This is a genomic window from Comamonas sp. 4034 (assembly GCF_050434545.1).
Taxonomy (GTDB): Bacteria; Pseudomonadota; Gammaproteobacteria; order Burkholderiales; family Burkholderiaceae_C; genus Comamonas; species Comamonas odontotermitis.
Map to the genome: position 1 here is coordinate 1 of NZ_JBNDIT010000038.1, position 12,739 is coordinate 12,739.

At 54.5% G+C, this 12,739-nt stretch carries 21 protein-coding genes and 1 tRNA gene; 12 read left to right on the plus strand and 10 right to left on the minus strand.

Annotated features, from left to right (window positions below; genetic code table 11):
- Nucleotides 1-63 precede the first annotated feature (63 nt).
- The 10 genes from ABIE32_RS21195 to ABIE32_RS21240 form a co-directional block, all read right to left on the minus strand.
- Nucleotides 64-606, minus strand: coding sequence for a hypothetical protein (locus tag ABIE32_RS21195; RefSeq protein WP_429019194.1), 543 nt, complete (start codon nt 604-606; stop codon nt 64-66).
- A 9-nt stretch (nt 607-615) separates the two neighbouring features.
- Nucleotides 616-804: a hypothetical protein gene (locus tag ABIE32_RS21200; protein WP_429019195.1), complete on the minus strand. Its 189-nt coding sequence runs from the start codon at nt 802-804 to the stop codon at nt 616-618.
- 274 nt (nt 805-1,078) lie between these two features.
- On the minus strand, nt 1,079-1,381 hold the full coding sequence (locus tag ABIE32_RS21205) for an excalibur calcium-binding domain-containing protein (protein ID WP_429019198.1): 303 nt from the start codon (nt 1,379-1,381) through the stop codon (nt 1,079-1,081).
- 162 nt (nt 1,382-1,543) lie between these two features.
- The gene (locus ABIE32_RS21210) at nt 1,544-1,837 is read right to left on the minus strand and encodes a hypothetical protein (RefSeq protein WP_429019200.1); all 294 of its coding nucleotides are present in this window, start codon (nt 1,835-1,837) and stop codon (nt 1,544-1,546) included.
- Entirely contained in the window at nt 1,837-2,742 is a 906-nt protein-coding gene (locus ABIE32_RS21215; protein WP_429019202.1) for an SPFH domain-containing protein, read from the minus strand. The genes ABIE32_RS21210 and ABIE32_RS21215 overlap by 1 nt, the downstream gene beginning before the upstream one ends.
- A gap of 881 nt (nt 2,743-3,623) precedes the next feature.
- A complete protein-coding gene (locus ABIE32_RS21220) occupies nt 3,624-3,854 on the minus strand; it encodes a hypothetical protein (protein WP_429019205.1) in 231 nt (76 codons plus the stop codon).
- 518 nt (nt 3,855-4,372) lie between these two features.
- Nucleotides 4,373-4,861 carry a GNAT family N-acetyltransferase gene (locus ABIE32_RS21225; RefSeq protein WP_429019207.1) on the minus strand — a complete coding sequence of 163 codons (489 nt, stop codon included), beginning with the start codon at nt 4,859-4,861 and terminating at the stop codon, nt 4,373-4,375.
- Nucleotides 4,862-5,258: 397 nt separating this feature from the next.
- A complete protein-coding gene (locus tag ABIE32_RS21230; RefSeq protein ID WP_429019208.1) occupies nt 5,259-5,528 on the minus strand; it encodes a hypothetical protein in 270 nt (89 codons plus the stop codon).
- A gap of 6 nt (nt 5,529-5,534) precedes the next feature.
- Nucleotides 5,535-6,269: a S24 family peptidase gene (locus tag ABIE32_RS21235; protein WP_429019210.1), complete on the minus strand. Its 735-nt coding sequence runs from the start codon at nt 6,267-6,269 to the stop codon at nt 5,535-5,537.
- A gap of 264 nt (nt 6,270-6,533) precedes the next feature.
- Nucleotides 6,534-6,758, minus strand: coding sequence for a hypothetical protein (locus ABIE32_RS21240; RefSeq protein ID WP_429019211.1), 225 nt, complete (start codon nt 6,756-6,758; stop codon nt 6,534-6,536).
- Between the two features lie 60 nt (nt 6,759-6,818).
- On the opposite strand from ABIE32_RS21240, the gene ABIE32_RS21245 reads away from it, so the two are divergent.
- The 12 genes from ABIE32_RS21245 (at nt 6,819) to ABIE32_RS21300 (ending at nt 12,353) form a co-directional block, all read left to right on the plus strand.
- Nucleotides 6,819-7,352, plus strand: a complete 534-nt coding sequence (locus ABIE32_RS21245) for a phage regulatory CII family protein (protein ID WP_429019213.1) — start codon at nt 6,819-6,821, stop codon at nt 7,350-7,352.
- A 101-nt stretch (nt 7,353-7,453) separates the two neighbouring features.
- Nucleotides 7,454-7,645, plus strand: coding sequence for a hypothetical protein (locus ABIE32_RS21250; RefSeq protein WP_429019216.1), 192 nt, complete (start codon nt 7,454-7,456; stop codon nt 7,643-7,645).
- Nucleotides 7,646-7,647: 2 nt separating this feature from the next.
- Nucleotides 7,648-8,430 (plus strand): hypothetical protein, encoded by a 783-nt coding sequence (locus ABIE32_RS21255; RefSeq protein WP_429019218.1) that lies wholly within the window; start codon nt 7,648-7,650, stop codon nt 8,428-8,430.
- 8 nt (nt 8,431-8,438) lie between these two features.
- Nucleotides 8,439-8,801 carry a hypothetical protein gene (locus ABIE32_RS21260; RefSeq protein WP_429019221.1) on the plus strand — a complete coding sequence of 121 codons (363 nt, stop codon included), beginning with the start codon at nt 8,439-8,441 and terminating at the stop codon, nt 8,799-8,801.
- Nucleotides 8,779-9,750 (plus strand): DnaB-like helicase C-terminal domain-containing protein, encoded by a 972-nt coding sequence (locus ABIE32_RS21265; protein WP_429019224.1) that lies wholly within the window; start codon nt 8,779-8,781, stop codon nt 9,748-9,750. The genes ABIE32_RS21260 and ABIE32_RS21265 overlap by 23 nt, the downstream gene beginning before the upstream one ends.
- Before the next feature lie 15 nt (nt 9,751-9,765).
- A complete protein-coding gene (locus ABIE32_RS21270; RefSeq protein WP_429019227.1) occupies nt 9,766-10,104 on the plus strand; it encodes a hypothetical protein in 339 nt (112 codons plus the stop codon).
- 16 nt (nt 10,105-10,120) lie between these two features.
- On the plus strand, nt 10,121-10,570 hold the full coding sequence (locus ABIE32_RS21275; protein ID WP_429019230.1) for a hypothetical protein: 450 nt from the start codon (nt 10,121-10,123) through the stop codon (nt 10,568-10,570).
- A 190-nt stretch (nt 10,571-10,760) separates the two neighbouring features.
- A tRNA-Arg gene (locus ABIE32_RS21280) sits at nt 10,761-10,835 on the plus strand.
- A gap of 283 nt (nt 10,836-11,118) precedes the next feature.
- Nucleotides 11,119-11,445, plus strand: a complete 327-nt coding sequence (locus ABIE32_RS21285) for an FHA domain-containing protein (protein WP_429019233.1) — start codon at nt 11,119-11,121, stop codon at nt 11,443-11,445.
- Nucleotides 11,446-11,716: 271 nt separating this feature from the next.
- Nucleotides 11,717-11,884 carry a hypothetical protein gene (locus ABIE32_RS21290; protein ID WP_429019236.1) on the plus strand — a complete coding sequence of 56 codons (168 nt, stop codon included), beginning with the start codon at nt 11,717-11,719 and terminating at the stop codon, nt 11,882-11,884.
- Nucleotides 11,881-12,123, plus strand: a complete 243-nt coding sequence (locus tag ABIE32_RS21295) for a hypothetical protein (RefSeq protein ID WP_429019238.1) — start codon at nt 11,881-11,883, stop codon at nt 12,121-12,123. Before ABIE32_RS21290 ends, ABIE32_RS21295 begins: the two co-directional genes overlap by 4 nt.
- Nucleotides 12,120-12,353 carry a hypothetical protein gene (locus ABIE32_RS21300; RefSeq protein ID WP_429019239.1) on the plus strand — a complete coding sequence of 78 codons (234 nt, stop codon included), beginning with the start codon at nt 12,120-12,122 and terminating at the stop codon, nt 12,351-12,353. Before ABIE32_RS21295 ends, ABIE32_RS21300 begins: the two co-directional genes overlap by 4 nt.
- Nucleotides 12,354-12,739 lie beyond the last annotated feature (386 nt).

Sequence of the window (12,739 nt, forward strand, 5' to 3'; positions counted from 1 at the left end):
CACCGAGCTGGGCACGCCCCAAACGGTGGCCGTGGCATAACTACGTCTGGGGTTTGGGGAGACTCAGTCCCAAACCGATTTATGCAACAAGGCCTTGGCGAATCGCTCTTGAGCTTTCGCAGGATCGTATTCATGCCATCCGTGCTTGCTCTTTTTGGGCTTCAAGCCGCGCAGCGCTTTTTTGCAAGCCTCTTCAGCAGGGGTTAGCTTGAACACGTTTTCGACAGAGCCGAACCGTGATACAGCCGCGTGCATTTCCTGTCGCTTCTTGATCGCATGCTTGGCGGCTTCTTCCAGCTCGCCAAACCCCATTGAGCCCATTGCCGCCATGAATGGGCTTCCATGCTGGCGCATCAGAATCTGGCCATAACGTAGCCCCAACTCTTTCATGGGTGTCTTGATCTTTGTCGCGGCCTCCAGCGCGTGACGGATAAGCCCCTCCTCACCTGTGCGCACACAGTCTTGAAGCCAGAGAACGGCGTCAATCTCGCGGTCGCCAGTTTCGTTCTTGGGCGCGGGCGTCTCCACAGTTGCCAAAGCTGTGCTGGTGCTGGTTTGCACTGGTGGCAAGACGAAAAGAGCACGCAATTCTTTGTTGTTCAACATCGGGGTTCCTTACAGGCGTTGGCGGGCGGCGCGTTCGACTTCGGCACGACGATCCAGACGGGCGCGGCGCTCAGCCCATTCGTTGCGCGCGTTGCGCCATACGAGGCTGCAGGCCCAGCGCGCAGCGGTGGACCACTTAGCACCAGCCCAGCGGCGCATCTTGAAGAGGCGGTATGCAAGGGAAAGCTGTTCAGCCATTGAAGGCCTCCGTTCGTATCAGTGGGTTGATCAGTGGCCGCAGGGTAGGCCTTCGCCTGGTGCTGGTTCGCGTTCTACGGGTGCGCCGCAGCTTCCGCAGCGCTTGGGTGGGGTAGGGGTGGGGTCAGCCATGTTGGGCTCCAGAAAAGAAAAAGCCCGCTGGTGTTGCGGGCTGGTGGGTGAATGGTGCCGGTCCCGTGAGGGCAAGCCAAGCGCGGAGAAGGACACGCTTGGACCGGCGAATCAATTAGTTCATTGACATGGAGGCTTTGGGCTATGGCCGTTTAGATACCGAGCAGAGTTGTCGCTCACATGGCACTCCATCGCCGTCACCGTCCATCTTGGTGTTTGGACAGTTTTGCAGGAAGAACGTAGCCTCTTGGCAGGATCTCATTTGTGAGCATCGAGTACGGCCATCACATTGAAAGTCAGAATTTTGTATGGCAGAAGAGCCCGCCTCTGTCGACTCAGTGGAAATTGAATCTTCTGAACTGTGCTCGACAAGCTGCGCCTGATATTGCGAGTAGATGGTCCAGGCCGCGAATAGGCTTATTGCAAACACGATGAGTCTGAACACCGATGTCCCCTGAGTAATTTCTAATTGATATGTGTAAATCCTATCGCATTGCTCATTGGAAACCTAAGCCCTCTGTCACAAGGCTTGGGTTTCCCGCCCGGATCCGCTCCGGGCATGGATACAGTTTTGGAAAGAGCAAGAGGGTGCGGAGACAGCTATCGTCTACTGCCTAAATGCAGGACCTCGCTGAACATCCTCACGCATCTGCTGTCGTCTCTCTTCCACAGGTACAGGTTTGCGATTCCGGTCTTCAATTGCCGCATTTGCTGGGGCTGTGAATTCAGGAATTTCCGACCTTTGGATGTCACCCTTGGGCATGTACGAAGGTTGCGCCTTAAAGTAAATGATCAGGGCGAGGATCGTGGCTATGGCGATCCATAACTTACGCTTCTTGTAAGTCATGAATCCGCCGACCAATACGATCACTAAAGGGATCAGGTTGATCAGCAGCACCATCACTGCTTACTAGCAGGAACGTTGAACATGATCGGGTTGTGACCTTGCGCGCCCATGTTGTACACGGGCAGCTGACCATTCCACTTCTCAGCCTTGATCTTCTCGATCTCTAGCTCTCGCAGCTTGATCACTCGGGGATCAACTGATTCCGCCAGCACCTTCTGGGCTAACGCCTCGGTTTCTGCCTTTTCCTTTTCAATAGCACGCTGCAGTCGAGCCTCTTGTAGCTGGGCGGTCAGCTTGACCTCTGTGACCTTGGCTTGTGCTTCTTCCTGCTGAATGGCTTCGCGTCGCTCGGCGGCGGCTTCTTGAGCCTTTGTGATGATCTCAGGGTATTTGAGTCCTGTGATGCCCACAAAGCGCACATTAAATGGAGTGCGTGCCCCGATAACATCACCCAGGCGGGTGGATAGCTCAGCATTGATCTTCTCGTTGCTGGAGGCAATCTGCGAAATGCTGTACTTTGAAAGGTACTCGCGGACTTCCTTCTGAATGATCTGTGACGCGTAGGTCTGGTAAATCTTCTGGTTCTCGATCACTGACAGTTGATCCGTCAGCTCCTTTGGACTGATCGCCTTGAACAGCTCCTCAGTCTTCTTGGGATTAATCGATAGCGTTGCCTGCACCGTCACGCCCAGGTTCAGTTGATCATCCGGGATAAAGATAGAAAGGTTCTCGGCATAAGCCTTGTCGGCGATATCCATGATCACCAGACGGTCGCAGTAACCCCAGCATTGATCAAGGCGGAACTTGGAGGTTGGGATCAGATTTTCCTGATAGCCATCCTTAGTCATGATCTTGCCGACATGGGCGGGAGGGACCTCGACACGCTGGCCACAGGCAACAAGTAATGTTGTCACTGCTGCAATGCAGGCCATGTTTCGCAATGATGTGAAGATACGCAATTACTCTCTCCTTGGAAAATTAGAGCTCGCTAAAACAGCTAGGAGGCAAGCGATTTAATGTGCTTTACCTCTGGAGCCTTCTGAGTTGTGCTCCATAACGCCGAGGCATTGTACTTAGGGGGGCTATCGCAGATTCGCTCCGGATAGGCGTGCTGGGATTCCAACCAACGTGACCGTCTCTATTCTCGGGCGTCTTCCCCTCACCAGATTCAACCTTGCAGGGTTACGGCTGGGCACCGCGCAGAGCAGCGGCCATGCCCACTGATGCAATTGAGCCGGACGAATGCCCCGCGTAGGTGGGACAAGCAACATCGGCTAGGCTGACTTTTTAAAGACCTGGTGAGGTGCTGGCGCGATCACTGGCACTCATCGCCTGGTGCAACTCTCGGCCTTCCGGCAAACCCCGCCTGTAGCATCCTTTCGGCTTTACCGGCTGCCGTGTCGCTCGCCGGGGGTGTTTCGCGGTTGTTGCTGCGATAAGTGAAATGTAAGTAGACTAACCTTATCTGTCAAGTTAACTTATAAAACTGATTAAGTTTGCTTACGAATGATTGCAGTTTTGTTCCGGCCTGTGACTGATTGGGCAACAAAAAACCGCCCGAAGGCAGTTGTCCGGTGCTGATGCAGAGTGTCTAGGCTTCTCGCTCTTCGAGCCAATGTGATCCGGCCCCGTACACCTCATTGCCCACTTCTACGAGAGTCTCAAACATGCAGCGGTTATATGCATTGTCTGGATGCCAGAGCCCTGCATAGACGGGGCGCCCCATTTGGTCAAACCTTCCGGAAATTTGCCATGCGACACGGATCTCTGCCATGCGCTTGGCGGAAGTGATTGGTTCAAGATGCTCTGTTGCGTTCATGATGTGGGCTGTATGGCGTGGCTATTTCCCAGACAGCCGATCCAGCCTTCTTCGCAAGCCTTCGCGGTAGAGTTGCCCACCGATCTCCGTGAGCACATTCATCGCATGCTCTGAGAGAGCGCTTTCTTCATTGCCCATGAGGCTGGCCAGTAATACCAGGGGTTCATCTGGATCACTAGGTGCGCCTTCCGCGTCGAGGTGCTCGGCCCGAGCACGGAACAGTTTGATGTAGGGGTCTAGTTGCTCGATCATGTCGTCCTCCTGCGGAAATGCTACATCACAGGCAAAAAAATGCCACCTTGAGGGCAGCAAAGTTCGCGGGATAAAAAGCCGACCTTGAGGGAGCAAGGATCTCGTGCAAGTTATAAGAGAGGGAGGGAGGAGAGCACGAACTCGGCGTAAAGCACTGACGTAATAGTAGCGTGAAGCTATGTGTCTGGGGTTTGCGTTTGTCACCTCTGTGCCACCGCTAGGCGAAAAAAAAGCCCGCATGATGCGGGCTGTAGCGTGGACTTCGCCAAATTGCTTCTCCATCTCACCTCTCGAAGCAATATAATCATAAATTAAATATATCAACAATCAATCCTTGATTGTTTAACTATTGTAAGTTGTGTGTAAGGCAGTCCTAGGCCTCATCAAGACGAAGGCGAAAAAAAGCCCGCGTGCAGCGGGCTAAGCACTTACAGCATGGTGCCTCCGCTCCCAGAGGCAAGGCGATGGTAGGGCAAGGCTGGGGAGGGCGCTTTGCTCTGGGTCAAGGTCGGCAATACTCAGGCCGAATGCTCTGGAGTAGTGGGTGCAAGGAGGCGAAAACGCTGGAAGCGAACACCATCGAACTCAACCTCGCCATCGGGCTGAAATCCCAGTCTTCCTACCCCTTTGATTCTTGTTCTTGAGTGCGGCAGAAGAATGGTTATGGACCCCAACCCCATGGTTGTGAATGCGCGTTTGACGATCTCCTCGTAGATAACTTTGCCGCTTCCCCAGAAGTGCGGGTGAAGTACAAGTGCGAGATCAGCATCGCCTTCCTCGTATTGCAATCCGCCCCAGCCTGCAAACTGATGATCAATGAAAAATGCCCAAGGGCCATAGCCGTGATTGTCCCACTGAGCATCCTTCTGTTTCACCCATACCTTCGCCTTCACTTCATCAAAATCTGGGCTGCCAAGAGGCATTTGGCGTAACACGTCAGGGTGGTTGTTGAGCGAGATGATGTCTTGCAGACTGACTTCGGTGAGTCGCTTGAACTCTAGGTCCATTGTTCTAAATTGAGTGATTGTTTTGCTTAAGGCGGTAGGCTATCAGACGAATAGCGGTCGGTGTGTGGCGCCATATCCCAATGAAGGGGCAAAAAGACCTCGCATCTCAGCGGCTATCGCAGCATAGCGAGCCCGCACTCAAAACCACCCCAGCCTAAGCGCGCAGAACAGCCCCACCCAGAGCAGCACAAATGCGACGAACACTGCCTTGATGTAGCTGGGCCAGCTCAAGAACACTTTCCAGATATTTTTGTTCTTCCAGGCCATGTGGTGAGGGCGTTTCTAGGGCTTGCAGCCAATTGGCGAAAGCTATATCATTTTTGCCGAGTCCTTGAGTGCAAATCAATGATTCACCTGAGAGCCCTTGCGATACTCCAGTCGCAGGGGCTTTCTTGCTTTAAGAGGCTACAGTGCCCTCCAGTCGCACCAGCCTCTGAGCCAGCGTCTCAGCGTCATAGAGCATGGCCTCTCGTAGTGTCGTACCCACACTCACAGGCCCGTAGTACACATTGAACGCCTTCGGTGCGGGTTGGTAGTGCCTGGCAGCCTCTCCGATGACATCTGCGATGGTGGGCTGCCACACCTCTCCAAGAAGCTCCCGGTCATCCAAGATCCTGCCGTGGTACTCGCCTTGGTCTATCTTCTCTATGCGGAGGGTGGGGAGCATGGGGGATCAAAGCCCACCAGTTCCGCTTTTGTCGCGCACTCTACCAATGATGGCGATATGTTCAGTGATCTGTGACCCCGATAGCTCTTCTTCCTTGTATGCCGGGTTATCGCTCTTGAGCACCAGCTCTCCGCTAAACCTTCGGTAGTACAGGCGCTTGATTCGCAACTCGTCTCCGTACCGGATGGCGTAGACCTTCCCGTCAATAATTTGCTCCAAGCTGTTTTCTGCCTCATTTACCAACACGGTATCGCCATGAAACAGAAATGGCTCCATGCTCCCATTCTTGACCTTGAAGCGCTTCAGCTTTTCCGGATTGAGTCTTTCATGCTGGAGCCATGACAGCCGGTATGTTGCGGGCTCTGATATTTCTTCCAACTCATAAGAAACCGCAACACCGCCGGGTCCAGCACTGAAATGAACTTTGTACTCTGGGATATTGATAAATCCCTCTGGCAGGTCATCTTCGGCGTGCAATGCGATTACTCCGCCCTTCTGCTGAGCACCTTGAGCCGCTCCCTCTCCAGTAGCTATCCATAACGCCTCGTACCGAGGAGACCCAAGGCGAAGCTCAATTGCCTTTGCCAACTTTGTAGCAGGGGCAATTTTTATGCTCTTTGTTGGGCCGTCCTTCCACTGTGTTACCGCTGATGACGAGACCCCCGCAGCATTGGCTATCTCGCCAACGCTCATTCCGGTGGCGGACATGATTTCTGCAATGCGTTCTTGAAGCGTATTCATAACTGTTAGCTTACTTCTTGTTAAGGTTAGTGTGCTTGCGAGTAATTTGTAAGAATGCTAACATTGCGGCACTATGAAAAAGCAAGACGCAATTCGACTCCTGGGCGGATCAGTCACTTCTGCTGCCAAGGCTATGGGTATCAACTCGCAGGCCATCTCTCAATGGCCTGAAGACCTAACACCGCGTTTGATTGACCGGGTTCAGGCTGCGCAGTGGCGCATTCATCAGGCCCGCCGGTCAAAGCCTTCTGCCAAGCAGGCCGCTCACGCCTGATGGCTTGCTTTCGCTAATTCCACCGAACTACAGCTAAACCGAATGAGCGCCTCCCCATTGCACCAATTGATCTGCAAGCTGGTTGTCTGCAGCAGGCGCGTTTTCGTTCCGGCCGCATCGACGTTAGTGCTCAGCACTGTGCGCTGCGATTCGTGTACGAGGGCTCCCAGCAGTTGCGGGAGGCAGCGGGTGGTGGAGGTGGTTTGCGTTTTCATGGGCTCAATCCTCGGGCATAGCGCCTTTCGAGTCCATGTCCGAAAAATGGAGATCCGGACATGAGTGCAGTTGATTGTGTAAGCCGCGGATTGAACAACTACCCCGGAGGCCGCGCCGCCATTCGCGCCCGCCTCTGCCCCGACAAGGTAGACGACTCATTCCGCAAAGAACTTTCGGGCGCCGCTACCCACAAGCTGGGCCTTGCAGACGGCATCGCCATTGCCGCCATGTGCTGCGAGCTGAAAACGCCTCACTGCTACGACCTGGCCAATTTCATCGCCCAGGAGTGCGGCGGGCGCTTCGAGCTGACAAGCGACTCCGGGCCGGTCGAACAAAGCCCGGTAGCCAAGGTTTCCACGCTGGTTGTTGAAACCTCTCATGTCACAGCCGTGGTGATCGACTCCATGCAGGACGGCGTGATCAGTGACAACGAGCTGGCAGAGATCGAGCGTGAGATTGCCGAAGCCGAAGAGGCATTGCGCAAGCTGCGCCAAGCGGCCCGCGCTGTGAACGCTGCAGGCAAGCCAGCCAGCGAGCGCCGCCATGTGGTCTTGACGGTGCGCACGATGCGCGAAGAGGTGCCTGCGGCCTAAAAGTTATGCCAACGACCAGGGTAGCTCCCGCAAAGCAGACCCACCACCTGCCGGTCGTTGGCCTTCTATCTGTGGTGTTCCTTCCTTTTTGTGGTGGACACATGACAACAGCAGTACAGCAACAAGATGAGATTCAAGTCACTTTCAACAAGGGTGGCCAGATCGTTATCTCTCAGGAAACTTCAGACCTCGAAAGGCCCACAAGCCATGTCTACGTGGCAACTTCCAACGTGGATGCTTTGATCCGCGCAATCCGTTTAGCAAAGCAGAAGGCGAAGGGGGAGGAGGGCTGACTATGGCTGGTGAATGGATCAAGTTTGATAGCAGCCTGCCAGAGAAGCCGGAGACGCTTGCTATTACCGCCAAGATGGGTTGGGACGACCCAGACTTGACCGTTGGCAAGCTCATGCGCCTTTTCCGCTGGTTCGATCAACACACCACAAACGGTAACGCTGCTGGCGTTACTTCATCGTTACTGGATCGCGTACTTGGCGTGACCGGCTTTACCGAATCTGTTGCTTCAGTTGGTTGGATTGTGATTTCTGCAGCCGGGATTTCATTGGCCAACTTTGATCGACACAACGGCGCAACCGCAAAAAGCCGCGCTCAGGGGGCAAAAAGGGCTGCAAATCACAGAAATAACGGTAGTAGTAACGGAAATAGTAACGCAGACAGCGTTACGGAGTCGTTACCTAGAGAAGAGAAGAGAAGAGAAATACCCCCTAACCCCCTAACGGGGGATGGTGAGGTGTCGCCGACAACGAACGCAGACACCCCCAAGGTGCCAACGGAGCCAGAAGGCTTTATCCGTTTCTGGCAAACGTGGCCCAGGTCCGAGCGCAAAGGAGCCCGGGGCAAGTGCTTGGAGACCTGGAAAAAGGCTGGTGCAGAGAAGCATGTCGAGGTAGTGCTGGCGCATGTCGAGCGAATGAAGGCAGGTGAGATGTGGACGAAGGAGGGCGGGAGATACGTGCCTGCACCCCTGGTCTACCTCAACAAGCGCTACTGGGAAGGGGCAGACGATGCAGATGAATTTGGCGACGGCTCTCCTCAGTCCAAACACGGGATGTACGTGTGATGCAAGGAATGGCCCAACTCCTGGACCTGCGGCGCAAGGGTTTCAAGCCCGCTTGTGCTTGCGTCTACGACGACAGCTCAGACCTCTTCAAGGAGGCGGCGCAGACGTGGCGCAAGGCTCCAAACCGCTCTGCAGGTGGCGTGCTCCATGCCCGGATACAGCTTGACGAAACAGACCTTCCGGAGCGCATCGATTTCCGTCCGCTGACCGGCCTGGAAGTTCACCTGTTGGGCTTTCGAGGCGATGAGCGAACCGTCCGGCTGTACGAGGCGATCAAGCGCACCGGGCCTCAGCTACTTGCAGCGCTGACCACCACCACCCTGATGATTTTCAAGAAGGAAACCGGCGATGAATTACATCCTAACCCCTGATGACATTGATTTCTCACTGTACGAGAAGGAGACAGACGCTCAGCAAAAGGTCAAGCCCGCCACGGACTACGTGCAGGAGCTGATTGACCGGATTGAGGCGCCTCCAGTTCGCCCTAACCACCACTACATGCCATGGGCCAAGACCTATGGCCTGTTCCAGTTCCGTCCGGGCGAGGTGACTGTGTGGGGTGGCGCAAATGGACAGGGGAAGTCCTTGGTGACTGGCTTTGTGTCACTGGGTTTGCTGGCGCAGGGTGAGCGCTGCTGCATCGCATCGTTCGAGATGAAGCCTATCCGGACCCTGGAGCGTATGGCTCAGCAGTTTTCTACAAACAACCCAAATGATCCCGCTTTTGCGGGCAGTGATGAAGCAAAGGGAATGCTGCTCGACCTCTATGGCCAGTTCAAGGATTGGGTGGAAAACCGTCTCTGGCTGTATGACCAGCAGGGCACTGTGACAGCTTCCCAGGTGTGCGCTGTGGTTCGCTACTGCGTCAAGGAGCTGGGTGTCACGCAAATGTTCATCGATAGCTTGATGAAGTGCGTACAGAGCGAAGACGACTACAACGGCCAAAAGATGTTCGTCGACGAGCTGACGGCCATTGCCCGTGACTACTCGATCCACATCCACCTGGTGCATCACATCAAGAAACCGCCGAACGAAGACCACAAGCCCGGCAAGTACGACTTCAAGGGAACCGGAGCTATCACCGACCAGGTAGACAACGTGATCGCTGTCTGGCGGAACAAGGCCAAGGAGAAGAAGCGGAAGGAGGGCCAGAAGGTGGAAGAGAAGGAGCCCGACTGCCTGCTGATCTGCGACAAGCAGCGCAACGGCGACTGGGAAGGACAGATAGCGCTTTGGTTTGACGAGGGCAGCAAGCAATTCCTGCCAAACCCGGGGCAAAGGCCAGTAGAAATTTTCGCTCTTGGTGGCGGTGGAATGTGAAGAGGAGGAGTGCTGATGACCAATAGCACCGAAATGCACTCACTGCTATGGAGCTACACACAGGGCTGCTTCCACATAGAGCCGCTGCGCACGATGTTGGAGAAGAATCTGCGTTCCTTTCTGAGGGGTTACGGCACAGACTTCGCCCCGCTTTTCTTTGGATCGGATGACGACTGTAGGGCGGCGCGGCGAGTGCTGGCCGAGCACAAGGAATGTTTGAGCGACCCAATGACTGCTGCGCCCGAATCAGTCACCGAGGCCAAAGCTGTGGGAGACCTCTGCGACGCCTTCATGGCGGACCTCATGAAACGCATGGCAAAACATCAACAGCACGCCAACCCAGCACCCCAATAACCGAAACGGAGGAGCAATGAAATTTGAAGAGCGATACACCACGGCAACAAATGCGACCAGTCTTGCAGATGAGGCGCACAAGATCGGACAAGTAGATGTGATCAAGGCCAGCGGCATGAGCGGCTACAGCGTGGCATCGCACTATCTGCGGCTGATCACCAAGCCGACACGCGAAGACATGGAGCGACTGTTTGCAGCGCTGCTGTTCGAGAGCCAGCGACTGAAACACCGAGGCGATCAGCATCACATTGTGGCGACTGCACTGGGGTGGCTGCTCAATCAGCAGTGCGGCACCTGCAAGGGCGCTGGCGAGATTGACCGCAAGGGCAGCGTCTATCGCTGTGGAAAGTGCAATGGGACGGGTTCACGCAAAGAGCCCAGCCATGCAGGCGTCTTGGCAATCATTGACCATGTTCGAGACTGCAGAAGCGGTCATTCGTCAAGACTGCGAAAGTTGCTGACGTAGACTCGAAATTGTGGTATTCTCATGCCCGTTGAGAGTTCTTTGAAACTCAAAGACCGCATGGCAGCTATATGCGCCACCAGCCTCAACCATTAACTACTCCTTTCGCTAGCGCCCGGGGCCGCGACTGAAGGCTGTTGATGGATAAACACGCTCAATTTTTTACCCTCCTGTTGGAGGGTTTGTCATTTCTGGGCCTGTCGTTCAATGGACAGGACTTCCGGCTACGAACCGGACGATGAGGGTTCGATTCCTTCCGGGCCCACCAATTCCGCCTACCGCCCAGGCGACGGCTAGGCATCGAGGGCCATTCCCTGTAGCAGGGCGTGGCCCTTGTCGTTTCCAGCCGCAGCAAGCGCGGTCCACTCCTGAGTGGTTTGATGGAGTGGTATCTTCTTCCTCAAGCTCATGGAGTGCTTGCAGAGCGAATCACGGTAACTTTACTTTTGTCAATTGTTGAATTTTGATGTGGCTCAAAGACTGGATAATCCGCATCCGCTCAACTACCTCTTAGCAATAGAGAGTTTGCCTTCCATAATTTGGAGGTGAGAATGCAGCCAGAAATTGTTGTTAAATCGCCCTCAGAATCAACACCCTGCACCATAGTTTTGGAGAAGGGGACAACCCTCATTGGCAGGGCAAAGGAATGCGGAATCTGCTTGGATGATCTCAGCATCAGCCGAGATCATGGCGCATTCGTTTACCACCTGGGTGTCTTGGTGATTGAGGACCACGGCAGTACGAACGGCACATTTGTCAATGGAATTCGGGTCAAGCGTCAGGTGCTGTACTCAGGCGACGCGGTGAAGGTTGGTGAGTTCGATATTGCAATCAAGATCGGATCGGATTTTGGTGAAGAGCTTCTGCGCGCTGCCTAATTCTGTACAGCATTACTAGGCTAGTGACTCCCTCTGAAGTAGACGGCAAGCGCAAGAATTACACAGACTGCCGACAGCCCGATAGCAAGGCCAAGTGTGCTCAACCCCATTTGCAAGCGTCTTTTCATATTCACCCTTCATGCATATGTAACTATCATCTATCAAGTTTCATGTTTTCATAGGTGAAAACAACTACTCGAATAGTAGATCTCGCAACTATGCATTTCCCATAAGGCCAGCCAAGTGCTGGCTTTTTCTTTTGGAGCGCGTCATGAACACTGTCAACGTGCGGCTATCAACGCAATTCGCCTGGTGGATGGTCCCAGCTGTATACCTGGTGGGCATCGCCTGCTGGTTGGCTGATCAGCCTCCGAATCAGGGAGCTATCGGTTGGCTGCTGAGCAAGGCGCTCCGGGTTGATGTGCAGGAGGCCCGATGAAATTCACTCCACGCAATGTTGACCGTGCAACTGTATTTGACGTTGACACCAAAGAGCAGCTCAAGCAGGTGCTCATGGTGAACACTGAGACCGGATCGGTAGTAGTGGCCAAGCAGCCGCTTCGCCTCAATCACAAGGGCTCAGTCGAACGGGAGACCATCCACTTCGATGCAATCCACCCCATCTATGGCGGAGGCACCAAGCCCTGCTTGTTTCACTGCTACGGGAGGCATTCATGAAGCCTGACCAAATCCGGAGCCAGACCCAGGCGCTGGTCCAAGCCATCTTTGATGTGCGCCCGGCTGTGCTCCGAATTGATGGCCCAAAGAGCGGACTATCTTCGCTCACGCTCACAGTGGAAATGTCACCTGATCTGATCCAAGCATGGGCGGAGAAGTGCAAAGAAATCCGTCCAGCACCCAATCCGTCGCCTATGGACGACTTAAGCATGGGGAGGGGAAAGCCATGAACCTAAGACGAAAGATAGCCCTGTGGTTGTGTCCTGAGTTGGGTGCGCACGAAGCTATTACCAGCCGAATCGCTTGGCAGACCCTTGCAAACGCAAGGGCTGCTAATAAGGCGATATCAAGACAAGTTGCAGGCTTTGGCGATATCGGGTCCAACTACGACAGCCATGGTTCGGCGGGTAGCCGCAATGGCCTCATCAGTCCAATTGGTTCCAAGTGAGTGGTCGTAGGAGCCCTGTGCAACTGCTTTCAGCGTGGCCTCAAAGTAAGCGCGAGAAGCGGGGTCGCGATTGACTGAACTGACCCCCAGAAGTTGGACAGTGGAATGTTAAATGCAAATTACAGCGAAACTAGCCAGATGTGCCAGTTCAAACTTGGCCACTTGATG